This window comes from candidate division KSB1 bacterium, assembly GCA_016214895.1.
Taxonomy (GTDB): Bacteria; Electryoneota; RPQS01; order RPQS01; family RPQS01; genus JACRMR01.
In genome coordinates, this window is sequence record JACRMR010000008.1 from 113,135 (window position 1) to 138,549 (window position 25,415).

Consider the following 25,415-nt stretch of genomic DNA (forward strand, 5'->3'; position numbering starts at 1 on the left):
CGGATTCAGAGCATGAACCAAGATATTCTTGATCTGCTGGTAATCGACGACGAGCAAGAGATCATCGGCGTCGTCGAATCGGCGCTTCGCGATTTTCACCTCACGATTGGCACGGCTTGCAGCGTCAGAGCGGCGCGCGAGTTGGTGCGTGAGCAGCAATTTCGGGTCGTACTCACTGACCAGCGGTTGCCGGACGGACTTGGCCTGGACTTCATCGAAGACATGGCAGCTCGCGGCATGACGTCGGTGCCGATTCTAATGACCGGGCTCGTGGACGTTGATCTGGCGCTGGCGGCGATCAATCGCGGCAAGGTGTTCAAACTGGTCACCAAGCCATTGGACGTTCTTGCCTTGCGCGAGACGGTGAATCGGGCAATTGCTCAGCACAGCCAGGCGGACGAGCGGAAGCGTCTGGCCACTGAGGTCTTGCGCTTTAATGAGCACTTGCGCAAGGAATCCGCGCTGAAGGATCGTACACTGCGCGAGGCGGCGGACCGCATCCGCAGCGGCGAACAGACGCTACAGCGGCAGCAGCAACGGATCGTGTCACTATACACCGAGTTGCAGCAGGCTTACCTTCGGACCGTGATGTCGCTGACGGCGGCGATTGACGCCAAGGATACTTACACCCGCGGTCACAGTGAACGGGTATATCGTTACTGCCGGCTGATGGCGGAGGTGCTGGGGTTCGATGCCGAAAGCCAACGTGACCTGAAGCTCGCCAGCGTGCTTCACGACCTTGGAAAAATCGGGATCCCCGATGCGATCCTGCTCAAGAAGGGCCCGCTGACTATGGAAGAGCGGGCGGTGATGGCCACGCACCCGGCGATGACCGAGAGTATTCTCCAGCCCCTGCCGTTTCTGGAAAAGGTTCGCAGAATCGTTCGCGAGCACCACGAGAGGTACGATGGCACCGGATATCCCCTCGGTTTGAGCGGCTCAGAGATTTCTATTGAAGCACGGGTTTTGACGGTTGCGGACGCATTTGACGCCATGCGCTCCGATCGACCTTACCGGGCGGCAATGTCCGACGAGGAGGCGCTGGCCGAACTTCTTGGGGGATGCGGATCCCAGTTCTGCCCGATGTGCGTGGGCGCGCTTCGGGTTGGTTTGGTCCACCCCGGCTTGGCCCGGACCGAAGATAGCGAATCAGAGTGCCGAAGCGACTGGTTTGGCGCGATCCAGCTTCCCCCCTCTGGTGAACATTGATCCGGCTCTGCCGGGCACGAGTTCGGGTTTGCAGGGGTAAATCTTCCGTCCTGCTTACTTTGGCGCTTGTATGCACTTGACTTTTGGTTTCGGATTTGCTATACTTAGTTCTAACAGGCTGTTCCCACTTCATCGTTGAGGAGTTAGATGTCCGTTCGATAGAGGATTTTGGCGGTCAGGAGTTTACAATCACCGGGTCCTTCCTTTGTCGAATCTCTTGAGGGCGGGAATGTTGCCAATAATAACCAAAGCCGGTTTCGGCCGAATGAGATACGCGCTCTCGTTCGGCCTTTCGTGTGTTTTATGGAACGCGATGGCCTTGATCGGGTTGTTTTTGTGTGCTCCCGCTGGACTTCTGCAGGCGGCAGAGCGGGGCGAGGCAGCGGACTCCGACACACGGCCGCCGGCTGTAATTCTGCGTCCCGCTTCCACTGTTGACCCGCAGACAATTGAAGTCAGCTCGCGGATCGTGACAGCCCAATCTTGTGTCTGGACGTTCTCGCCGCCTGAACCTGAATTCGTCGAATCCGATTCGCTCCATTCGGCGGATCGCATTCCAACGTGGGCGCAATGCGGCTGGCGAACCGGCTCGGGAGCCAAACAGCCTGTCCGGGTCTTCTACGTCGTGCTCCCGCCCGGCTCGACGCCGATGCTGACCATTAGCGGTGTCACTACCGCGCCATCTCGCTACGGCATGGCACAGTCCACGTCATCCGACCAGGACTCGCTGCCGGCTCTCGTCGGATGGGCGGAGATCACTCGGATTGAGAGTTGGCGCGGCTTCCGGTTTGCCCGCGTCGAAGTAGCGCTGCAGCGCGGATCGCATACCGCTGCTACCCTGCTGTCGTCCGTACAACTCCGCGTTGACTTTTCCGGAAGCTCGGGGGAGCTGGCACCGCGGGATCGCGACAGTAAAATGCTCGCGGACATCGCGGCGAACGGGACGATCGCGTCGCGGTGGTGGCGCGACGGAGACTCAGGCGGAGCGCGGCTTCGTTCGGCGCTGGATGCCTGGCCGGAATTCCCGCTGTATCGATTGACGCTCGAAGAGACCGGAGTGTACTCGATCAGCGGCAGCCAATTGCGCTCGCGCGGCGTCCAATTGTCAGGTTCTCCCTCGGCGAAGATCAAACTATTCGGGAACGGCGGAAGGTTGCTCAACAATCTCACGTCGGCTCTGCCGGACGAAGTCTTGAAAGAGAATGCGATTCGGGTTGAAGACGGTGGCGACAACGTCTTTGATGACGCGGACTTGATTATATTCTACGGCACGGGTTTGAAGGGGTATGACTATTGTGCCCAATCGTACTTGAATGACGTCGCTCATCAGAGCCCGTTCTCCACGGAGAACGTCTATTTTGTCGGCGTGGACGAAACTGGCCCTGACGGCCTGCGGATGGCCCCCATTTCGACCGGAAATGGTAGCTCGGTCCTTCAGCAAACTTCCGCGGCATTCGAATACGTTGAGAGCGAAGTGTTCATCCGCGGTCCTTCCGATCAGCCCGAGTCGGGCCTGATCTGGATGATGTCCACGCTCGCGGCGGGCGAGGACCGCACGTTTTCGATCAACCTCAGCGCGGCGACCGGCGCCGCAGGCCGATTGAATTTCGTGGGGTCGTCTTACGGCAGCCCGGGTAGTCTGTTCGACATCTACCTGAATGGCGAGCAGGTATTCGACGGAACATACAATTCATATCTCTACATTGATGTGCCGGCCGGCACCATCGTCCCCGGCAATAACGTGGTGAGGTTCGTTAACGGCTCGACGGCTACGGTGTACCTGAACTACTTCGAGTGCGAGTTCATTCGCGAATTATCGACGGCCAACGGCACTCTCCATTTTGTCGCCCCCGCAGCCACGGGGTATTTCCGCTACGAAATCGGGAATCTCAACTCGCAATCGTTCATACTGGATGTGACCGATCCGTTGCGTCCCCGGCTCTCGACGGGTCCGGTCCTGACCGATTCGAGTTACCAGTCCGGCCCGCGCCGCTATTTTGCGTCGAATCGGGACCGCTTTCGCACCCCGCTGGTTCGCGGTGCGGTCAGTCATGGGACGGCGGATTACACGTCGCTGCGTGACCCCGCGAACTCGGCGCGCATGGTGATGATTACCTACGACGACTGGTTCGACGAACTCGCACCACTGAAGGAGTTCCATGAGACCTATCGCGAGGAGCCGATGCCGGGGCTGGTGAAGCGGGTGCGGCTGGGCGACATCTATGACGAGTTTGCGTGGGGGGTCCGGGATCCCGTGGCCATCCGTAACTTCCTGAAGTATGCATTTGAGCACTGGCGCGGCCCCGATGGCGCTGCCGAACCGCTCAAGTATGTGCTCTTTGTGGGCGACGGAGACTATGATTATCGGAATCTTGAATCCAATGCCGACCGCAACTGGATGCCGCCGTGGGAGGATACGAACAAGTGTACCGACGCGTTCTTCGTGAAGTTCGGCAACAGCGCTTTGCCGGAACTCATCACGGGGCGATTTCCGGTGCAAAGCGACGCGGAACTGGCGGCGATCATCGACAAGACGATTGCATACGCCAACGAGCCGCTCTACGGTCCGTGGAAGAACACGGCGACATTCGCCGCCGATGACGAGTGGAAGAACGGGGTTCCGGCGGAGTCGGTGCACACCTTGCAGGCCGAGACCCTGGTCAATCAAGTACTCCCGCGCTATTTCACGTTCAGAAAGGCTTACGAGTGTCTCTATCCGTTCCGGGTCTCGGCGCAAGGTCGCTTTAAGCCCGACGCCACGCGGGATCTGATCGACATCATTAATCGCGGGACGTTACTGGTGAATTTCCAGGGGCACGGAAACGCGCGGATTTGGACGGACGAGCAGCTGTTCGTGATGGATCGCGACATGGACCTGCTTGACAACTACCGCACGTGGCCGGTGTTTGTTGCCGCGACGTGCAGTTGGGGGCTCTACGACGCCCCGATCGGACGCTGTTTCCCTGAACTCTTGTTGAGTGACCCAGTGGATGGCGCTATCGCCTGCATCGCCGCGACGCGCTTCACCGGATCGAATCAGAACCAGGCCCTGGCCGCGTCGTTCTACCGCGACATCTTTCGACAGGGGCTGGCTTCGCGGCGCAGTCTCGGCGAATCGCTATGGACGGCACACGGGCCATATACCAACAACGACCTCTATCACGTGCTTGGCGATCCCGCGTTGCGGCTGGCGTCGCCCGAGTATTTCGTTCGTGTAACCGAGGCCAGCGATTCGATTCAGGCGCTCTCGATCTTTGAGATGCATGGAATTGTCTCGCGGGATTCAGGCGGTGAGCGCTGGTCAACGTTCCAAGGCGTCGTCGAAGCCCGCGTGTTCGATACCGAAGATTCGCTGCTGTATCTTTGGGGCGGCGGCGGCTGGGGTTCATCGTACATAATTCTCCCGGGCAACTCGATCTTTCGAGGCACCGCGAGCATCGTAAACGGTGAGTTCACCGTACGCTTTCGCGTTCCGCGCGATGTTCGGTACGGTGGCAACAATGCCAAGATCAGCCTGTACTTCTTCGGCAAAGATAGTCTGTCCGCTGATTCGGCGGACGGCATCGGCATTCAGGATCACCTGCTGATTGCGAGCGCTGCCGCGGCGGAAACGGATACGGTCCCGCCGCGCATTCAGGCGTGGCTCGAGACGCCCTCATTCCGGAGTGGCGATTTGGTCAGTCCGTCACCGAAATTGATCGTGGGCCTGGCGGACAGCTCCGGCATCAACCTCTCGGGCGAAGTCGGTCACCGCGTGACCGTGCGTCTCGACGATGCGCAGGTCGATGACCTCACCCCGTTCTTCAACTACGACCGCGACAGCTACACGACCGGAATGCTGGAGCGGTCGCTGGGACCGCTCGCGACCGGCTCGCATACGATGCTGATCGAGGCCTGGGACTCTTTCAACAATCTAAACCAGATTGAGCTTTCCTTCACGGTGGGAGAGTCGGGGGAGGCGGGTTATCAAATCACCGACGTGCTCAATTGGCCGAATCCGATGAGCGGTTCAACGAACTTCACCTACTATCTTACGCAGGCGGGAACGCGCAGTGTGTCCTTGAAGGTATTCACCCTGTCGGGCAAGTGCGTCTTTGAGCAGCGCGGTCTCGGCACTCGCGGTCCGGCCTTCAACAGCAATGCGGATCTGCCGTGGGATGGACGGGACCGCGAAGGGCATCTGCTGGGCAACGGCGTATACTTCTATCGCGTGCGGGCCGAACACGAAGATGGACAATCGGCCGAGGCCACGGGCAAGTTGGTTATCTTGCGCTGAGCGCGAGCATTAAGTTTTAGAAGAACTGCAATTGATCATAGGAGGCAGAATGAAGAAAACCTTGATGTGCGCGATTGCGCTGACCGTCCTCGTGGGCGGGAGCGTCGCGCACGCCGCGAGCGTCAGTCAGGCGACGCTGCTGTTTCTCAAGATCGCGCCCGGTGCGCGTCCGGCAGGAATGGGTGAAGCCTATGTCGCGATTTCCGACGACGCTTCGGCGACGTGGTGGAATCCGGCCGGACTCGGCTTTCAGCACGGCCGCGAGTTCACGATGATGTATGTTCGTTGGCTGCCGCAATTCAACCTGTCGGACCTCTACTACGCTTACATGAGCGGCGTGTACGAAGTCCCTGAATGGGGCACCTTCGGCGGCAACATCATCTTTCTGAATCTCGGGGAGACGACCCGCACCGACGAGAACGCGCGCACGCTCGGGACCTTCTCGTCCTATGAAGTCGCGGTTACGGGAACTTACGGCGCACAGATTAATCGGCACCTTTCGATGGGTGTGGGGTTGAAACTGGCCTACAGCAGCTTGTCTCCGACGGGTGCGGGTCAGGAAGCCGGCAAGGGTACGGCCACCGCCGTCGCGGCAGACCTCGGCGTGCTCTACAAGTCGCCGCAGCTGCGCGGCTTGTCGCTCGGCGCGAACCTGTCGAACATGGGACCCAAAGTAGCGTATATAGATCGCGCACAGGCGGACCCGTTACCGACAAATCTGAAGGTTGGCTTCGCGTACCGGATCATCGATCAGGAGTACAACCGACTGACGATCGCATCTGACGTGAACAAGGAGTTGGTGAAACGGGACAAGTTCGGACGGTCGGATGAATTCTACGAGGCGCTCTTCAGCGCGTGGGGTGACGGCGATCTGGTCCCGTCGTTGATCTGGAATATGGGGGCGGAGTACTGGTATTCGACCCTCGTCGGGCTTCGCGCCGGCTACTGGAACGACGAACTGGGGAAGGTCTTTCCCTACACGTTCGGTGTGTCTCTGAAGTACAGTTCGTATCGCTTCGACTTCAGTTATCTAACGGCGGGGCAAAATCACCCGCTGACCGATACGATGCGTTACTCACTGTCGGTCGATCTCTAACCCGCCTGCGCTTTGAAATTCCGGCTGATCCACCTGCTGATCGTCACGTCGCTTGGGCAAGCGGGGATGTCGTTCGCGGCGTTCCCGCTTGTCGCGCCTCCGGAAGCTCGCACGTTGTCCGTAGATGAACCGTGGCCGCTTTCGGATACGATTCGTGTGTGCGCCATTCGCGTCGAGTTTCAGCCGGACGCCATTACCGGAACGTCGGGAACCGGACTCATGGCGGACGCATCGCTGTTCCCGGATTCGCTGCACTTCGATCCGCTGCCGCATGACAGCCAGTATTTCGCCGATCACCTCGCCCTTATTGCCGACTATTTTCGGGTGGCGTCACACGAACACCTTCACTTCGGCGCGCTGGAGGTCTATCCGCCGGGAGCTTCGAATGTCCTGCGGCTTAACCATCCGATGTGGCACTACAACTACAATACGGATCAGGACCTGTTGAACAGCAAGCTGGTCGAGCTGTTTGTGCACGCAATCTGGAAGGCCGACTCCGCGGGAATTCCGCTGGATCAGTACGATGCGTTTGTGATCTTCCACGCTGGCGTCGGCAAAGACTTCAGCTTCGGCTACGACGCGACTCCGTTTGATATTCCATCGGCATTCATTTCGGAGAACGACTTGCTGCCCTATCGCTCGCGGTTACCCGCGGCCGTGACAAGCGGCTTGTTGCTGCCGGAAGCCGAGAATCAACAGGAAGCGTTGGACTACGGCATTGAGCTTTCGTTGAACGGGATTTCCGTCAAGTTGTTCGGGAATTGGCTGGGTCTGCCCGACCTGTTTGACACCGAGACCGGTCGCAGCGGGATCGGTCGCTGGGGGATGATGGATCAGGGTTCGGGCAATCTCAATGCGCTGGTGCCCGCGCTGCCGGACGCCTGGTCTCGCCTGTACATGGGCTGGGACACGCCGGAGATTGTGATCCCCGGCAGCGACACCGCGGCGGCGATCACGACACAGCGGATCAAGCGGACTGGGAGCGCCGGCGATCTACCGGAAATCATCAAGCTGCCCGTTACTCCTACGGAATACTACCTGCTCGAGAATCGGGACGCGGACGCGGATTCGATTGGGCACGTTTCGCTGTTTGATCGCGACGGGCGAGAGCTGCAGATGGACCGCGACGGTAATCTGGCCATCCAGACGGGTTTCAGAGTGGCGGTACGCGCGAGTCATTATGATTACGGCATTCCGGGCAGCGGGCTTTTAATCTGGCATATTGATGAGGAAGTGATTGAGGTCGGGCTGCCCACGAACCGCGTCAACGCGGACCGTGAGCATCGTGGCGTTGATCTTGTGGAGGCCGACGGAGCGCAGGATATCGGCCGGGAATACGGCTTTGCATCGTCAGGCAGCGGCACTGAATTAGGCATTCAAGAGGATGCGTGGTGGGGCGCGAACGCTGATCACAAGGCGGCCAACGGCGGTTCCCCCGTGCGTTTCACGGATCGCTCGCATCCATCGACCAAGCTTTACGACGGCTCATATACCTATCTGGAACTAACGAATTTCAGCGACGTGGCGGACACGATGAGTTTCCGCGCGCGGTTGACGTATGCGGTACCGGGGTATCCGGTCGAGATGACGGCGTCCGAGCAGCCCGTATTCGGATATGCGGATTTTGATGGCGATGGTTACCGGGAATTGGTCGCGCAGAGCGGCCGTGCGGTGCGTATATTCTCCTTCGGGGGCGAATCACTGTTCAGTCTTGACGTGCCGGATGGGATGCAGATTTCTTCGATCTTTGCAGAAGGGCAGGATCTTGACGGCGACGGCCTCGAAGAGTTGTTGTTCACCGGAGACCGCGTGGGGTACCTGCAACAAGCGGGCAGTGGATACGAATTGCTGAGCGGCGCCGCGCACAGGGGTTATTTCACGGAGGCGTTTCCCTGCAGTACGGCAACCGGCGTGAGACTGCTGCTTGAAGCCGGCATGGCCGACGGATCGGAACCCGACGATTCGGTGTGGATCAAGGTGTACGATTCACAGATGAATCTGCTGTATCGAACAGATTTCGGCGTATTCCGGACAAGCCAGATTCGCAACATAGAGGCGGCACCGGCTACCCGGTTTGCGCTGTCAACTCCGGCAGAACTGAAGTGCGTCGAGGTAACGGATACGGGTCTGGTGGACGTCTGGGCGAATTCAAGTCTGATCGACGACATTTGGGTGCTGAACGAGCCGGCTGAACGATTCCTGTACTCACATCAGCTCGGGTACCTGCGCGCCAGTGACGGCGTCTTGGTCGCCGGACCGGACACCACACGACCGCCGAGGATCGATTGGGATGGGGATGGCATCTGCGAGGGGGGGGGACGATTCGGCGAGAGTGACTTGCAAGGTGAGGACCTGCCGGGGATGCCGCTCGACACCGACACCGGCTCCATCGAAGACCTGGATGCCGACGGCAAGCCCGACATCCTTGCGCTCCGCAAGTTGTCCGGAGACTCGTCGCGGTTACCGGCGGGTTGTTCTCGGATGTCCGCGTTTGAGCATAGCGGCCGTTCATTCGACGGCTTTCCGCTGGCGGCCCACCAGATCCTGACTCAGTCCAGTAACGGATTCGATCTCGCCCCGGATAACAACCTCTTCTTCGTCTCGATGTACCGTAATGCGTCGGCCGGGACCTACCAGATTTCGCTGAACAAGTTGCCGATTCTCGCGCGAGACAATCTACGATTTAAGTACACCGCGCCAGCCAATATCATAACCGTCGGTCCGCTGCGCCCGCAGGTGCATGCTCGCGCGGACTGGGTCTATTGTTGGCCGAATCCGGCGCGTGAGGTTTCCTACATCCGCGTGACCCGCTCCGACGCATCACAGACCAAAGTCAAGTTATTCGATCTGGCCGGGCGCATGGTCGCGGAACTATCCGGCTCCTCGGGCATGGCCGGTCAGTACGAGATTCCGTGGGACGTGACCAATGTCGAGAGCGGCGTGTATATCGGTTCGGTCGAAGTGCGTGGCAGCGGCTCGACGGAGCGGAAGGAAATCAAGATCGCGGTGGTGAAGTAGTGCATTCTAAGCTTCGTGTCTTCTGTTTCATTCCACTGCTGCTGCTGCTCGTCGTCGGTGCGGCGTCTGCTCAGGAGGAGTTGTACAACAACCCTGAGCTTAACTGGCTGAGTTTCGAGACCGAACACTTCGTGGTCTATTACACTCCGGGCCTCGAGGATGTTGCGAACATGGCGGCGGAAGTGGGCGAAGAAATCCACGGCCCGCTCTGCAAGCTGTACGACTACGAGCCGGACACCAAAGTCTCGTTCATCTTCACCGACACGGATGACATCGCCAACGCCGGTTCCTATTTCCAGTCGAACAAGATTCGCTTCTACGCGACGTCGATGAACTGGGATTTTCGCGGTACGCACAACTGGTTGCGCAATGTGGTGACACATGAGTACACGCACATGATTCAGTTGGGCGCGACGCGGAAGTGGAGCCGCAGTCTTCCCGCCGGCTACTTTCAATTGCTGGGCTATGAACCGGAGCGGCGTCCCGACGTGCTCTATGGCTACCCCAACCGCCTGATCAGTTGGCCCTGGCCTTCCGTGACAGTTCCAGCTTGGTTTGCGGAGGGCACGGCACAATATCAATTTACTGGCACGGGCTACGACTTCTGGGATAGCCATCGTGACATGCTCTTGCGGCAGGCGGTGCTTTCGGGAAGGCTGCTGAGCTTCGAGGACATGGGTTACTTCGGCAAAACCAGCCTCGAGAGCGAGGGTGTTTACAATCAGGGCTACGCGCTCACGACGTACATCGCGGCTCACGCGGGGGGGGCTGAAGTTCTGAGCACCGTCAGTCATAAGTTGTCAGCGGCGCTGCCGGTGACGCTGAACGACGCCTTCAAGTCGGAGACCGGTCGCAGCGGTTTGGACTGGTACAACGCCTGGAAAGACAGCCTGGAGCGCGCCCACCAGTCCCTGCAACGCGAGCTCGAGCCGACGCTGACCCGGGCGGACACGATTCCGACGCTCGGATACGTGAATCTGAATCCGCGACTATCTCCCGCGGGCAAACGGATCGCCTTCATTTCGAATCAGAATCGCGACTACTTCGGACAATCGAGCCTCTACTTGTACGAGATTGACTCGGCCAAAGCGAAGCTGGTCGCTCCCGGCGCGCATGGCTCAATTTCGTGGACACCGGACGGATCAGCAATCATCTTTTCCCGACTTGCGGATGATTGGCGGAGCGGCTATAAACAGTACGATCTCTTCGCCTACATGATCGGGTCAAAGAAGTCCATCCGCTTGACCGACGGTTTGCGCGCGGAGTGCGGAGACGTCAGCCCGGACGGCAAGCACCTCGTAGTGACCATCAATGAGAGCGGGCGGAGGGAGATCGGCCTGCTGCCGTTCCCCGATATCCGTGACGGCAAAGCCAAGCCCGTAACCCCTGACGATCTACTGGTCAGGCTGCCTGCCCTTCCGCACGAGCAGTTCTATGGCCCGCGCTGGAGCCCTGACGGCAACCGCATCGCCGTCGCTCAGCACTTGGTTGAGGGCCGGAGCCTGCGCATTTACGACGTGGCCGCGGACCGTCACTCGTTGACTTTGTTCAAGGAACTTAGCGGCGATCTTGAGGAGTTGCGTGATCCGTCATGGAGCGAAGACGGACAGCACCTCGTCTGCGCCTGGGATGTCAGCGGCATCTCCAACATCTATCGGTTCGCCATTGACGGTGACGCGCGTGAACAGCTAACCAGCGTGTTGGGCGGAGCGTACTATCCCGATCTCCGCGGCGGTCGGCTGTGTTACGCCGAGTTTTGCGAAAATGGATTCCGCATCTGCCACCTCGATCAACCCCAACCTGTGCGCGCGCCCCGGAACACGTTGGACGCCGACCCGGCCGGGGCCATGGCCTATTCATCGCGCTTGCCGAAACCTGCGTATGCGTTGACTTCCGCTCACCGCGAGGCCAGGCCGTACCGGCCGACGTTCGAGAGACTCTACTGGTTCCCCCGCGTCGCTTTCGATTACGGGACATTCAAACCCGGAACTTATATTCTGATCAACGATGTGCTCGAGAAGCTCAACTTCATCGGCGGCTTCGCCATCAATCAGAAGCGTGACTATGATCTCTTCGGCTCCGTCGAGTACCGCGAGTTCTACCCGACGATCTTCGTGGATTATTACAATATTCAGCGTCGTCTGACCTCGCATTTCGCGGACTCGTCGCGAATCATCGGCGAGACTCCGGAATCCGATCCGACGTACGACCAGTACCGCATCCGTTATCGCTATCAACTGAACGAGGTGGATGGCGGACTCAAACTGCCGATCGGTCCAGGGCGGTCAGTAAAGCTCATGGGAGTTTATGATCGATATGTCGCCAATAATCGCTTTGACGACGAGACCAGCATCTCGATCACATATTTCAAAGGTTGGTCAGGCAAGCTTGGCTATTACACTGACCAGCGGCGCCGCGGAATTGTGTCATCGATCAGCCCCAGCGGCGGCTACAAAGGCTATCTCGAATTGACGCGCGCCAATCAGCAATTTTTTACCGATTTGGAAATCGGCGGAAATGCGATTGGACTTCAAGAAATCTACGCCCCCTACAACTACACGATGGCCGAAGGCGGCTATGAGAAGTACTTCGGACTGCCGGGCTGGTCCCACACCGGCGAGGTCCGCCTGCGCGGAGGCTACATCGGCCGCCCCGTGGATCCGTTCTTCTTCATGTATGCCGGCGGCCTGCCCGGGATGCGCGGCTATTCGTTCTACAGTTTGGGCGGCTCGCGAACCGCGGTGGGTACGCTGACCTATCGTTTTCCCCTGACCACGCGCGCGGGGATCAATCTCTGGCCGCTGTCTCTCAATCGCGTGTATGGGACGCTGTTCGCGGATGTCGGTGATGCGTGGACGGGCGACTTTGAGTCCGCGGATCTGAAAAAGGACATCGGCGCTGGGTTGCGAATGCAGTTGCACTCCTTCTACTCCTATCCGACCGCGATTTCCATCGACGTTGCATACGGTCTGGACAAGTTCGCGGTCGTAGAGGATGAGGCTCGTACGGAGTACGGCAAAGAGCTTCGCTACTATCTGACGGTGCTTTTCGATTTCTACAGTCCGTTTACGGATCACGTTCCCGGCGATCACTGATCTTGCTGACAAATCACAACACAGGATATACTCGGAGCAGAAAATGAGCACAAAACGTTTCACGATCGCCTGCCTGCTCGCCGCGATCTTCATCGCGATGAACTCCGGCCCGGCGGCGGCGGCGAGTTTCCCGCTGTCGCCCTACCGCGCGCAACTGGCGGAAGGCGAACATACCTCTCAGGCCCCGGCGGATGAGACGGCGGTCGTCGATACCGGCAAGAAGAGCATTGGCAAGGGGGTGATGTTCTCGCTGATTATCCCCGGCACGGGCCAGTTGTACGCCGGCTCGTGGCTGCGTGCGGTACCCTGGCTGGCCATCGAGGCCGTCGGCTGGACGCTGTTCGCCGGTTATCACGCGAAAGGTCAGGACAAGACCGATGAATTCGAGGCCTTCGCTGGAACCAAGGAGGCGCCAAATCACTTTTCGTACGATGCCTACATGTTGCGGGAATACCAGATCGCCGTCAATTCTAATTACAACACGGAAATCTATACGGGCAGTCTGTCAGAGTGGCAATCCGAAACTTGGGCCGAACGGCAGGATTACCTCCAACCGCCGTACGGACATGATATCAATACGGACGACATTCAGCAGTACTTCGAGATGATCGGCAAGTACTTCAGCCAGTTTGGCTACGGTTGGAAAGACACCTTTGATCCCGCGACGCTCGACTTGACCAGCCAGGACCCGAACTACGCCCCCTGGCACGACGAAGCGAATGGGTTTACCGATGACCCGTCAACCATCGCCTTCGACGGCAACTCTCCGTGGTTTTTCGAGTACCGTGACATGCGCGGCGAAGCCAACGACTTCCTGGACAAGGGCAATACGATGATGGAAGTTGTGTTGGTCAACCACGTCCTGTCCGCGCTTGATGCGGCCTTCGCGATTCGCGGCGCCAATAGTCGCGTTGAGAGTCGGCTGGGCGGATTAGACCTGGACTACGGCATCAAGACCATCAACGGCGGTACGGCTCGCATGCTGACCGCGCGCTTGCCGTTCAACCTGACGAAATAGCGCCGTGCCGCGCTCTCAACAACGGATCCTCGGGCTGGTCTTGGCCGCCGCCCTCGTGGTGACGAGTGTCTCCGACGCAGCGGAAAAGCGCCCCGGTGCATCGGCCTTCCTCCAGTCGCTGATCATCCCCGGCTGGGGTCAGTATTCGCTGGGCCAGAAGAACAGCGCGCTGCTTTTCATCGGCAGTGAGCTATCCCTGATCGGCGGGATCCTGGCCTTGAAATCATACAGCGCTTCCTCAAAGGATGACTACATCGCGATGGCCAGGTCTTACGCCCGCGTGGAGGGCGAGCACGGTCACGACTTCTACGTCGATCTTGGAAACTGGCTCAATGTGGACCAATACAATGAGCAGCGGCTGCGTGATCGCGAATACGAGGCGATGTACACAAACCGGTCTGATCGTTGGCAGTGGGATTCCGACGAGCATCGCGGGGAATTTAAGAAGGTCCGGATTCGCTCCGATCTCGCGAAGAATAACGTCGTTTATCTGGCCGGAGCATTGGTCGTGAACCATGTGGTATCGGCACTTCATGCCGGACGCACGTCGGCGCTGCGCGAGAAGCACCTCTCCGGAGGCACGTCGCCGCTGGAGTTCGATGCAGTTCCTACCGGCGCGCTGGATGGCATCGCCATGCGTGCCCGGCTGAAATTCTGATGCGGATTCTGGTCACCGGCGCGTCGGGTTTCGTTGGTTCGCATCTGGCCGCCGCACTCCAGTCCGATCACGAGCTCACCGGAACGGTCTTCCGCGCCGATCGCTCACCGGCGCGGCATCAGGTCCGGCTCGATCTGACCGCGGCGGAAGAGGCAACGACGTTACTGAATTCGGTGCGACCCACGGTCGTCGTGCACTGTGCCGCGCTTTCACGAGTCATCGTATGCGAAGATGATCAGCCGGCGGCCTCGCGAATGAACACCAGCTCGACGGAGACGATTGCGCGGTGGTGCGGGACCCACGGTGCCAAGCTGATCTACTTCTCGAGCGATCAGGTCTTTGACGGCCGGCGCGGATGCTACGAGTGCACGGACCTGCCTGATCCGCTGAATCATTATGGTCGCACGAAACTCGCCGCCGAGGCGGTCGTGCTGGACGCCTCGTATCGCAACACCGTGATTCGCAGCAATTCGGTGGTCGGTAGTTCCATAGGGTTCGGCGAGAGTTTTACGGATTCGGTTCATCGAGCGCTGGTCCGCGGCGAAACGGTGCGTTGCTTCGTCGATCAATTCCGTTCCCCGATTCACATCCGGCGCGTCATCGCCTTGGTTGCGTTGTGCATTGCCGACGATATCCACGGGATCATCCACGCCGGAGGCGCCGACCGTCTCAATCGAGCGGCGACGGCACGCCTCGTGGCCGTCGCGGCCGGACTCGGGCCGGAGTTGCTGCACGAGTGCTCCTATCTCGAACACCCCCGCCATGCGATCATGCCGGTGGACACGAGCTACAATCCCACGCAGATCCGGGGCTTGCTCGGCCCAATCGACTCGCCTGAGCTTGGCGAACTCTTGGCCCGGGACTACGCCCCCGCAAAGGCGGACCCATGAAACTGCATCGAGTCGCGGACTCGATACTCGTGCGGTTTGATCCGGACGATCGCTATCCGGAATCGTTTGTCGAGACTGCCAAACAGCATGACTTCAGCTGCGGAACGGTCACGGCGATTGGCGCAGTGCGGGAAGTCGAACTCGCCTACTATGATCTGGACCGCCGCGAGTACGTCTCCATCGCGGTGCCCGGGGTTGTCGAACTCGTGAGCCTTTCCGGCAATCTGACGCTGTTGAACGGAGAGCCGTACTTTCATGTTCACGCGGTGGTCGGAGATCGCGCGGGCAAGCTGCACGGCGGTCACCTGCTCAAGTTCGTGGTTGCGCTGTCGGTTGAATGCCGGCTGGACTTGATGGACATTGCCATCGGTCGAGTCCGCGACGAACGAACCGGTCTGAACGTGCTGCAAATCGGGGAGTCGCCGGACGCGTAACGCCTATGGAATTCAGCGAGCGCAAGTACTTCATCGCCGTCGCCGGCAACATCGGAGTGGGGAAGACCACGCTCAGTCATGCCCTGGCCGCGCAATTCGGCTGGAAGTGCTACCTTGAGCCGGTGATTGACAATCCGTACCTCGACGACTTCTATCAGGACATGTCCCGCTGGGCCTTTCACCTTCAGGTGTATTTTCTGAGCAAGCGGTTTGAGAGCCAGCGGGCGATTGAAGCTCAAGGCCTTTCCTGTGTTCAGGATCGCACGATTTACGAGGATGTTGAGGTGTTTGCCCGCACACTTCACAATCGCGGACATCTGGTCGGGCGCGACTGGGAGAACTATCGCGACCTGTTCGGGACCATGGTCGCGTTTCTGCGCAAGCCCGATTTGATTATCTACCTGCGCTCCGACGTGGATACACTGCTGCGGCGCATTGCGTCGCGGGGGCGCACCTCTGAGCAGTCCATCAGTCGGGCCTACCTTGCCGAACTGAATGACGCCTACGAGGGCTGGATCCACCGCGCCGCCTCCATGGTTCGCGTCGCCACGATCGAGACCGGAAGTGGCAACGAGCTGAATGCCGTAGAGGTGCTCGCGCGGAGTGTAGAACTGTTGAGAACGAAGCTTCAACTTGAGATGCCACTTTCCTCATGAGATTACCCGACCCGACTCGATTCCTGCGCGATCCGTGGACGCCGTTGTTCAGCCAGTTCGTGATCACTGCCGCTGCGGTGGCCACGGGAATTATCGCGATCCGTGCTGGTTCGGAACGCCCCTGGGCCATCGTGTTGGCCGGGGGGGCCGCCGTGTCGGGCGGCCTGGCCTGGAACCGGTTGCAACGGAGTGAAGGCAGACGCTCGGCCATGGTCTGGTTTCTGATCGCGTTTGTCGCCGCCGTGATTGGCGTGTTGAGCGGCGGAACGGAACTCGTTAACCCCTGGCAAATCCTTCTGGCCGTTGCGCCGCTTGGGCTGCTGTGGCTGACGGCGCGGGCGCCATCGAAGGCGTTATGGCGGATCTACGTCCTGATCCCGCTCCTGTTCGGCTTGACTTGCCTTGCCGCGGCGGCGATCATGGGCGAGCTGACGGCGGGCGGATTCCCCGCGGCGCTGGCCATATTCTTGAGTTTCGTGCTTCACGCCACGCATCGCATCGAAGCCGATCTCGATGCACCGGCGGACCCGTCGGATCACCCCGAAGTACACCGGATCCACCGCGGGACCTTAGCCCGCATTTCAATCGTGTTCTTCCTCTTTGGCGTGATCTGTCTATGGCCGTGGTTGGGCCGAATCTACAGTAACGCGTATTTTGGGGTCATGGTTGGGGGTGTTCTGGTTCCCATCATGCTCTACTGGGGTCGCCTGCGTCAGCCGCGCGCGGAAACATCCTACGAGGCGTTGGTGCGCTTCAATCGCCTGGCCCCGTACCTGGCGTTTGTGCTGATCGTCGCGCTCATCATTGGCTGATCCGTTGTGCGATGTCAGACTGACGCTGGTCTCGGCATCACCCCGCCGCCGGGAGCTACTGACCCTCCTCGGTTATCCGTTTGATGTTAGCCCGACAAGCACCCCGGAAACCTGGAGCGGCAGCGACGCCACCGGGATTGCTGAATCGAATGCGCGGGCCAAACTTGAGCGATCTTCGGATTACGGAGATCGCTCGCGTCTGTTGGTCGGTGCGGATACCTTGATCGAGTTCGGCGGACAGCTACTCGGCAAACCGCTCAACGAGAGTTCCGCACGCCGCATGTTGATGCTCCTCTCGGGGCGTCAACACCGGGTGATTACCGGTGTCTGCATCGCCGGTCCGTCCGCCGACGATTCGTCCGGGATCAGGCAGGCGAGCGACTCTGCCGAATCGCTGGTCAGGTTCCTGCCTCTCAGCACCCCGGCAATCGAAGCCTATCTCTCCGGCCGCGAATGGGTCGGGAAGGCGGGCGGCTACGGAATTCAAGGCGAAGCCCGGAAATTCGCCGCGGTGGACCGCGGTGAGCTGAACACAGTAATCGGACTGCCCCTGCAATTAGTTGATGGACTACTTCGAACCCACTTCCACCATTGTCGCCTTCGCTGACGATCTGCGGCAGGCGCGATTATTCAAGCAAGTCTCGCTGGACGAAGTAGCGGTCCGTACCAAGGTTCGGCCGGATTTTCTCGCCGCACTCGAGTCCGGGAGCTGGGAAGAAATTCCCGCTGCCTACGTTCGCGGGTATGTTTCGCTCTATGCTCAGGCGGTGGGCATGAACCGTGACAAGGTCCTCGCTCAGTTTGACCGGCTGTTCACGGCCGCTCCGGCAAAACAGTCGGGGGCGGAATTGGGCGCGGAGCTGCCCCTCATCGAACGTCCTCAGCATGTCGAGTTACCGCGAGCCAAGATCCGGGCGGCCTGGTTCGCGGCGCTGACCCGAAACCGCGGACTTTCGTATTTGTTATCCGCGCTGCTTATCGTCGGCGGCGCGACGGGACTGTATTGGTCAAAAGGGCAGAGCTCCGCCGTGCCCGACCTGTTGGACTTCCAGGTTGCCGTCGAGCAGAATCGAGCGCGCCTGCATGCCCCTCACCTGTTGATTTCAGTTGACTCCTCGGCACTGCAAGTTTTGCACGATGCAAGGCAGTTAAAGACTGTGACTTTCGTTGCAGTGACAGGCGGCCGGATTGGTGTGAATTCTCCGGGAATCTCGTCTCGAGATATTCGCTGTGCTCCCTACGATACTATTACATTTCAATACCTTAAATCGCTGGCGCTCACGGCCGATCCGATCGGTTGCGGCACAATGTACGATGATCGGCACGAGGTCGTCAGGGGCCGTACGATTGATGGACACACCATGGTCTTCGAATTCGGCAACGCTGAAATTGGGGATCTGGATTCCGCAGGGGACACGCTCGGAAAGGGCGTAAGTAGTTGAACCTGTTGGACAGTATGCGTATATTATGAGGCTTTTTACAGAGGTCGAAGCCGCACCTTTGGACGCACGCTCCGGTTCCCCGCCCACATGCTCTATCTGATTTCCGCATTCGTTCTGCTGCTCGCCTACGGCGTATTCGAATACTTCGCCCACCAGCGCCGCGCCTACTCCATCCCGATTCGTATTCACGTCAATGGCACTCGCGGGAAGTCGTCGGTCACTCGGTTGATAGCGGCCGGGCTGCGCGCGGGCGGCATTCCGACCATGGCGAAGACGACCGGTACGTTGCCGCGCATTATTGACCTGCACGGGCTTGAGGTGCCGATCGTCCGGCCGTCCGGCGCGAATATTATCGAGCAAGTGAAGATCTTCCGGTACTTCGCCAAGCGCAAGCCACGGGCGATCGTGATCGAATGCATGGCCGTGAACCCGGAATACCAGTGGATTTGCGAGCACAATTTCGTCCACGCGACCACCGGCGTCATAACGAATTCCCGCCTCGACCACGTGTTGGAGATGGGACCGACGATTGAGAATATCACGCGATCGCTCTGCAACACGCTGCCGAAACACGGCGTCGCCTTCACATCCGAAGACCGCATGTTCTGGCTGATGCGCAGACAGGCCCGTCAGTCTGATTGCCGGCTGTTTCGCACGGACCCGACGACCGTGAGTTATCTCGAGCTGGGTCGATTTGACCACATCGAGCATGCCGAAAACGTGGCGCTGGCGCTGGCGGTGTGCGAGCACTATAACGTCCCCCGCCAAGTTGCTTTGGAAGGCATGTACCGCAGCCATCCGGACGCCGGGGCCCTGCGAATCTATGAGGTGTCCGAGGGGGCAAAGACCGTTCAGTTCGTGCACGCGCTGGCAGCGAATGACCCCGAGTCAACGCTCGCAATCTGGAAGAAGATGAAGACGCTGACGACCGACCTCGGGAAGGTCTTCGTCTTGCTGAACACCCGGGCGGATCGCTACGATCGAACCATCCAGTTGCTCGAGATGCTGCAAGAGGGCATGCCCAACGAGTATAACTATCTCTTTCTGATGGGCGAACAAATCGAGCGCACGTACTCGAGCTTGCCTCGCTACAACATATCGCAGGAGCGGGCGGTGAAATTCGGCATTGTCCCGCCGGAGCAGACGTATCACGCGGTCTTTGAGCGCGTGGATTCCATTGGCACGGTGTTCGCCATCGGCAACGTCGGCAAAGGCGGCCTGGATATCGCGAAGTTTTTTTCCGCGAAGAAGTGGGCCAAGCGGCACCCGCTCGCGGACGGTCCGAAGGTTTAAGGAGCATCGAAAGAAACTTGTCATGATTTGTTGGGCGAATTCCGGGCGGAGCGCGACATGATCGAGTTAACCATTGGTCTCGGTGTGCTGTGCAGCCTGTTGTTTCATGAAGTGCTCGGCGCGGCCGCGGGCGGAATTGTGGTCCCGGGTTACATTGCGCTCTATATGCATGATCCGACTCGCATTGCGGCCACGCTGATCGTCGCGTTCTTGGCCTACCTTGCGATTCGCGTCATCGCCAGATTCATGTTCGTGTACGGGCGGCGGCGGTTGGTGATCGCGGTGCTGCTGGGCTTCATCTTCGGCCACCTCAGCCGCGAGATCATCGTCTATGAACACATCGCGGCGAATTTCAGCCTCGATGCAATCGGTTACATCATTCCCGGCCTGATTGCGAATTGGTTCGAGCGGCAGGGTGTCATCAAGACGATCGCCGCGATGATGATCGCTGCGCCGCTGGTCAAGATCTTCGTGATCCTGTTGAGCGGAGGGAAGATGATCCATGGCCTATAGACCGTCGCTCCGCTCCATCTGGACGCTGGTGATGCTCGCGGCTGTCTGCATCGCGTTGTACTCGTGGTGTGAAGCCAGCAAGATCCAGAAGAAGTCAAGGTACTATGGCGAGAAGCTCGCGGCGGCGAAGCTCGTGGAACGGGCATTGAATGCCTATCAGCAAGCTGCCGCCGGCGATTCCGTTGTCATCACCGAGGCTTACGAGAAGGATCCGCGCCTTGCCGCGGTGATCGGTCAGCAGTTTACGTCGATCACGACCGATTTCGGGGTCTTCGAGTCCAAGCTCATGGGCACGAATCCCAATTTCGCGGGAATCGTCGTGGAGCTGCTCAAAGAGGCGGGTTTGCATACGGGCGACGTGGTCGCGATCGGGTTCACAGGTTCGCATCCCGGGGTGAATACGGCGGTGCTATGTGCCTGCGAGGTGCTTGGGCTGAAGGCGCTTACCATCTCATCCGTCGGCTCGTCGTGGTGGGGCGCTAACGCGCCGGATTACACGTGGCCCGATATGGAGCGGACCCTGATCTCGTCAGGTCTCGTGCATTCGCATCCGCTGGCGGCTTCGTATGGCGGATCGGACGATATAGCCGCGGGCCTTTCACCGATGGGGCAGGAGTTATTGCGCTCGGCCATTCAGCGCAATCAACTGCCGTTGATTCGCGAGAGCACGGTTTCTGCATCGGTCTCGCGCCGCGTGACGGCCTACTCTCAGGCCGCGGCCGGTTCGCCGATCAAAGCCTATGTGAATGTAGGCGGCGGTGTCGCCAGCCTCGGTCATGCGGAGAACATGCGACTCATCCCGAACGGGCTGAGTCGGAAACTGCCGCTGAAGAACTACCCCGCCCGGGGCGTCATTCATCAACTGAACGCCCAGGGCATCCCGGTCATCAACTTCCATGACATCGAGTTGATGGGACGGGCGTACGGACTCGGGTCTCCGCGCGTGCCGTTGCCGGAGGCCGGCAGCGGCGATGTCTTCGAGGCGAAAGCGTACGATGTGCGCGTCGCGGCCGTTGCGGCGGCGATTGCGGTATTGATACTGATTGTACTGGTGAAACTCGATGCCAGACTCTTTCGACTTCGCGAGGCCGGCGTCGATCCTGACACCCTGATGTAAACCGATTATCTGGAACCGATCATGCTTGTTCATCGCCTTTTCATAGCGGTAGCTCTGTTTTCGGTCGCATGTCTCGCGGTTGCGATCGACAAGACTGACACGCAGCCCGCCGAACGCTTTCAGTATTTCGCCCCAACGGTCGGCGCGGGTCTTGTAGAACTCAAGGTTTCTGGAAAACTGCGGGAGTACTACCAACTTGACGCCTCCGCGCCCATCGAAATCACGATTAAGGGACCGGCGAAGTTGAGGCTGCTGTCCCGGGTCGTGTTGCCTTCCGCCACTGACACCGCGGACTACTCGTATGTGGTTGACCGCAAAGGCGGTTCAAAGTCCTTGACCGTGAAGCACACCAGTTTTCGATCGGAGAAGACGGCCTTTTCCGGTCAACAGGAAGGAGCGGTGGCCGAAAGCCGCACGCGGACCCTTGACGTTCCGGCTGGGGAACAAACGTACGTCATCTCGCTGCCGGGAACTTCTCCGCAGCGATTGCTGTTCCGCTTTGGTCGCAATACGGATAGTTTCGATGGCAGCAAGGTGGTAGCCATGACGCCGAGCGAATTCACGACTCAGGCCGATCTATTGACCAAGGAGGAGACGCTCACCTATTACCGCGTCGGCCCCGGCGATCGCGTCGTCCTGAATCTGGTGGGTCCGGTGACGCTGAAGGTCCTCGCGCGAATTGAGTTTGATCCGACCATGAATGGCAAGCAGAAATGGAAGGTCGCAGTCTGGGAGGATGGGGCGGTCAAGTCCACTTACGGGCTTTCCGCGGCGAAGAGCGAGGCGACCTCTTACAAGCTGACCTCTACGCTTGTACCCAGCGCCGCGGAGGTCTTCTATATCGACGTTCCGCCGGGTTCACATCGCTATGAATTCGCGCTCCCCGAGGATCAGCGCAGTTGCCTGATGCGGTACCTGTTGCCGCAGCGGCAATTGGACCGGGAGTAACGACGTGCAACCCCGTCGCCTGCGAGTGATGATGGCAGTGGTGCTGCTGGCGATCCTGTGCGCGCCGGCCCTTGCGGCCACGCGGCGCAAAGCCGCGCCCCGTCTGACATGGGACTTGAGTGCTTCCCTGGCGACAATCTATAACGACAACCTGATCGGCCTGTCCGAGCGCGACCGGAACCAATTCGTTCGTGATCCGCTACTGTTCCCGACTCCCTTGGAGACGGTGGATGATCTTGAAAACGAGGTGCAGCTTCGGCCCACCGTTCGATGGCGTGCTCCGCAAAAGCTGATGTTGACGGCCGACTACCGCCTCCGCTACGTAAAGCGCTGGCGCAATGACTTTGCGGACTACTGGACTCACACGTTTGGCCTGAGCCTCCGTCCGCGCGTCGCGGATTCGAGATGGAACCTGCGCTTCCGCGTCGCCGCCATCCCCTCTTTCTACCTGCGCGATTACAAGGATCGGGATTACAACGCCTATCACTCAACCCGGTATTCCAACTGGGACTACGAGACGGCATTCCGCTATCACGTAGTGGCGCCGTTCTGGCTTGAAGCCAGCGCCGGCTACGGCAGCTACTACTACAACCGAAAATTCACCGAATACGACAGCGAGTTCCGCGAGGTTGCCGGAGCGCTGGGTTACGACACGGGCCGGTGGCGGGTCAACGGCAGTTACACGCGACGTCACTCCGAAAACATCGGGAAGGATCAACGAGAGCCTTTCATCGTTGACCCGGACCGCTTCAGCGATACGGAGTACGGCGACTCCGACTACAACGAGGACGAGTTTGGCGTGGGACTGCATGGCCCGATAAGTTTCGTGAAGTGGCGCCCCACTAAATTGACGCTGATCTACAAACTGCGTCGTCGAGTTTATACGACGGATCGCTCACTGGAAAGCGATCCGTTCCACCGTGGACGACTGGACAAACGTGGGCAGTTCACGACGTCGTTGTCCTGCGAAGTCAATCGCAAGACGGAGGTCCAGCTCTTCATGACATACGACGCTCGCGGTGTTGACTCGCCGGTTCCCCAGGTGCCATTAGCCAAGGACTTCGTCCGCCACGAATTTGGTGTGCAGGTGGAGCGTACGCTGCGCTGATCCGCCTCTCTGATCCCGGGAATTAGAACGCCGACCCTGGCCACAGGATCGGCGTCTTGCTTTGCGCGATAGTCGATGTGCTAAAACTCGCGCTGTTTCCATACGATCTTGCTCCCGCTCACGATCAGCAGCGAGAGCCACCAGCCGTAGATGGTCGCGAACAGCGGATAGGCCAGAATCATGAGTCGATTCGTTTTCGGAGCGCAGCGTCCGGCCATCGCGTAGATCACAGCTCCGTCTCCGGCGGCCACCGCTCCCAGAAGCAGCCAGCCGGGAATTCCTAACAGTAACGCCGCGATTGGCCATGCCGTGTGGACCAGAATTCCTGCGGCGAGCACCAACCGGGCGGTTGGCCGTGCAAACGGCCAGGCCTGCAACCAGCGATAGCGTTGGCCGACCAATTCGCGCATCCCGTTCAGCGGCTGCGTCCGCACTACGACATCCGCCTCCGCGGGCATGACGATCCGTTCCTTGCGCTCGTTTTTCACGGCCAACATCAGGGCGATGTCATCCACCTTGTTGTGCGGAATGCTCCGATACGTTCCGAGCCGCCGGTACGTGGATGCTCGAACAGCATAGTTGTTCCCGATCAGTGCCTGCGCGTTCTGACGTCCGGAGAAGGCCGCGCAGCTCCCGATCAGGAACAGCCAATCCAGCGTCTCCAGGCGCGAAAACAGAGTCCGGCGGTCCGGTACCGCCGGCAGTGTGACGCCGCAGACCATCCCGACGTCGTCCGCAAAGTGCGAGACCATGCCCGATGCCCAGTTCGGGCTGACTTCGCAGTCCGCGTCTGTCATGAGAATCAGCTCGGTCCGTGCCGCTTCGATCCCGACCGCCAGTGGCCGTGTCTTCGCCGTGAGGCCCTCAACGTTCCCCTCACGTACATCGATGATTCGCATCGGAAACGGCAGTCGGGACCGGTGTGCTTGGGCGACCGCGACGGTCCGGTCACTGGATTGGTCGTCAATCAGGATCAGTTCGATCAAGTCACGGGGATAGTCGAGCGCCGCCAGGGAATTCAGCAGCCGAGGCAGCGCCTGCTCCTCGTTCCGCACCGGTACCACGATGGTGACGGGCGGCTGGTCGGTGCGTCTCGCATATCTCGTGACTATACCGCGCGCGAGATAAAGCGCGGCACCCAGATAGAGCGCCGCGACCGTGGCGACCAGGAAGCTAAGCATCAGTTGCGTGCCGATTGCGAGATAGGGTGTGATGGAAGCGGTGCGATCTGCCACCCCGCATTCCGCGAAAAATCGACCAGGAAGTTGACCAGAGCAACCAGCGTGGCCGCTGACTGCTGAGGGTCGTCGTGCAAGACGACAACGGCTCCGGGATGCAGCTGCTTCGCCAGTTGCATGGATAGCGAATCAAATCCGAGCGGACGCCAGTCGGGTATCATCACCGACCACAAGGCGCCATTTAGACCTGCAGTTCGCACGGCGCCCAGAGTCCACGGATTGAACGAACCATAGGGCGGCCGAAACCAAATCGACGGTGCCGCGCCGGCGGCCACGATCGCCTCACGCGTTCGCTGGATGGACTCGCGCACCGCTGACGGTTGCGCGAGCAGCAGGCTGCGGTGCAAGAACCCGTGATTCGCAACCTGATGTCCGGCGTCAAAGATCTCACGAACGAGCGCGGGGTATTGCCGACATCGGTCGCCGCTCAGAAACATGGTCGCTCGCACGCCCGCGTCGGCGAGCACGTTCAGCAACTGCGGAGTGGTGCGCTGACCCGGGCCGTCGTCGAACGTCAGAACAATGGTCTTCGACTCCTCCGGCAACCGCCGCAGCCAGCCCTTGAATGCCCACTCGGGCAATCCAATTGACATC

20 protein-coding genes are annotated in these 25,415 nt (G+C 59.7%); 18 read left to right on the plus strand and 2 right to left on the minus strand.

The window, feature by feature from the left end; genetic code table 11:
• Positions 1 to 12: 12 nt before the first annotated feature.
• The 18 genes from HZB60_05155 to HZB60_05240 all read left to right on the plus strand — a co-directional run bounded on the left by HZB60_05155 (position 13) and on the right by HZB60_05240 (position 23,583).
• Entirely contained in the window at positions 13 to 1,209 is a 1,197-nt protein-coding gene (locus HZB60_05155; protein MBI5059156.1) for an HD domain-containing protein, read from the plus strand.
• A 265-nt stretch (positions 1,210 to 1,474) separates the two neighbouring features.
• A complete protein-coding gene (gene porU / locus HZB60_05160) occupies positions 1,475 to 5,485 on the plus strand; it encodes a type IX secretion system sortase PorU (GenBank protein MBI5059157.1) in 4,011 nt (1,336 codons plus the stop codon).
• A gap of 49 nt (positions 5,486 to 5,534) precedes the next feature.
• Entirely contained in the window at positions 5,535 to 6,581 is a 1,047-nt protein-coding gene (locus tag HZB60_05165; protein MBI5059158.1) for a PorV/PorQ family protein, read from the plus strand.
• Positions 6,582 to 6,593: 12 nt separating this feature from the next.
• Complete coding sequence (locus HZB60_05170; protein ID MBI5059159.1) at positions 6,594 to 9,599, plus strand: T9SS type A sorting domain-containing protein; 3,006 nt, start codon at positions 6,594 to 6,596, stop codon at positions 9,597 to 9,599.
• Positions 9,599 to 12,694 (plus strand): PD40 domain-containing protein, encoded by a 3,096-nt coding sequence (locus HZB60_05175; protein ID MBI5059160.1) that lies wholly within the window; start codon positions 9,599 to 9,601, stop codon positions 12,692 to 12,694. Before HZB60_05170 ends, HZB60_05175 begins: the two co-directional genes overlap by 1 nt.
• A 43-nt stretch (positions 12,695 to 12,737) precedes the next feature.
• A complete protein-coding gene (locus HZB60_05180) occupies positions 12,738 to 13,712 on the plus strand; it encodes a hypothetical protein (GenBank protein ID MBI5059161.1) in 975 nt (324 codons plus the stop codon).
• Positions 13,713 to 13,716: 4 nt separating this feature from the next.
• Entirely contained in the window at positions 13,717 to 14,370 is a 654-nt protein-coding gene (locus tag HZB60_05185; GenBank protein MBI5059162.1) for a hypothetical protein, read from the plus strand.
• Positions 14,370 to 15,260, plus strand: coding sequence for an SDR family oxidoreductase (locus HZB60_05190; GenBank protein MBI5059163.1), 891 nt, complete (start codon positions 14,370 to 14,372; stop codon positions 15,258 to 15,260). The genes HZB60_05185 and HZB60_05190 overlap by 1 nt, the downstream gene beginning before the upstream one ends.
• On the plus strand, positions 15,257 to 15,694 hold the full coding sequence (locus HZB60_05195; GenBank protein ID MBI5059164.1) for a DUF296 domain-containing protein: 438 nt from the start codon (positions 15,257 to 15,259) through the stop codon (positions 15,692 to 15,694). The genes HZB60_05190 and HZB60_05195 overlap by 4 nt, the downstream gene beginning before the upstream one ends.
• Positions 15,695 to 15,699: 5 nt before the next feature.
• Positions 15,700 to 16,350: a deoxynucleoside kinase gene (locus HZB60_05200; GenBank protein MBI5059165.1), complete on the plus strand. Its 651-nt coding sequence runs from the start codon at positions 15,700 to 15,702 to the stop codon at positions 16,348 to 16,350.
• A complete protein-coding gene (locus HZB60_05205) occupies positions 16,347 to 17,162 on the plus strand; it encodes a hypothetical protein (protein ID MBI5059166.1) in 816 nt (271 codons plus the stop codon). The genes HZB60_05200 and HZB60_05205 overlap by 4 nt, the downstream gene beginning before the upstream one ends.
• Positions 17,155 to 17,769 (plus strand): Maf family protein, encoded by a 615-nt coding sequence (locus tag HZB60_05210; GenBank protein ID MBI5059167.1) that lies wholly within the window; start codon positions 17,155 to 17,157, stop codon positions 17,767 to 17,769. Before HZB60_05205 ends, HZB60_05210 begins: the two co-directional genes overlap by 8 nt.
• Positions 17,726 to 18,604, plus strand: coding sequence for a helix-turn-helix domain-containing protein (locus HZB60_05215; GenBank protein ID MBI5059168.1), 879 nt, complete (start codon positions 17,726 to 17,728; stop codon positions 18,602 to 18,604). The genes HZB60_05210 and HZB60_05215 overlap by 44 nt, the downstream gene beginning before the upstream one ends.
• 87 nt (positions 18,605 to 18,691) lie before the next feature.
• The gene (pgsB, locus tag HZB60_05220; protein MBI5059169.1) at positions 18,692 to 19,897 is read left to right on the plus strand and encodes a poly-gamma-glutamate synthase PgsB; all 1,206 of its coding nucleotides are present in this window, start codon (positions 18,692 to 18,694) and stop codon (positions 19,895 to 19,897) included.
• Between the two features lie 57 nt (positions 19,898 to 19,954).
• Entirely contained in the window at positions 19,955 to 20,410 is a 456-nt protein-coding gene (pgsC, locus tag HZB60_05225; GenBank protein MBI5059170.1) for a poly-gamma-glutamate biosynthesis protein PgsC, read from the plus strand.
• Positions 20,400 to 21,527 (plus strand): poly-gamma-glutamate system protein, encoded by a 1,128-nt coding sequence (pgsW, locus tag HZB60_05230; protein ID MBI5059171.1) that lies wholly within the window; start codon positions 20,400 to 20,402, stop codon positions 21,525 to 21,527. Before pgsC ends, pgsW begins: the two co-directional genes overlap by 11 nt.
• A gap of 21 nt (positions 21,528 to 21,548) precedes the next feature.
• Positions 21,549 to 22,475 (plus strand): hypothetical protein, encoded by a 927-nt coding sequence (locus tag HZB60_05235; protein MBI5059172.1) that lies wholly within the window; start codon positions 21,549 to 21,551, stop codon positions 22,473 to 22,475.
• A 4-nt stretch (positions 22,476 to 22,479) separates the two neighbouring features.
• The gene (locus HZB60_05240) at positions 22,480 to 23,583 is read left to right on the plus strand and encodes a hypothetical protein (protein MBI5059173.1); all 1,104 of its coding nucleotides are present in this window, start codon (positions 22,480 to 22,482) and stop codon (positions 23,581 to 23,583) included.
• An 80-nt stretch (positions 23,584 to 23,663) separates the two neighbouring features.
• Here HZB60_05240 and HZB60_05245 read toward each other — a convergent pair whose 3' ends face one another.
• The gene (locus tag HZB60_05245) at positions 23,664 to 24,818 is read right to left on the minus strand and encodes a glycosyltransferase (protein MBI5059174.1); all 1,155 of its coding nucleotides are present in this window, start codon (positions 24,816 to 24,818) and stop codon (positions 23,664 to 23,666) included.
• Positions 24,764 to 25,414, minus strand: coding sequence for a polysaccharide deacetylase family protein (locus tag HZB60_05250; GenBank protein MBI5059175.1), 651 nt, complete (start codon positions 25,412 to 25,414; stop codon positions 24,764 to 24,766). The genes HZB60_05245 and HZB60_05250 overlap by 55 nt, the downstream gene beginning before the upstream one ends.
• Position 25,415: the final 1 nt, after the last annotated feature.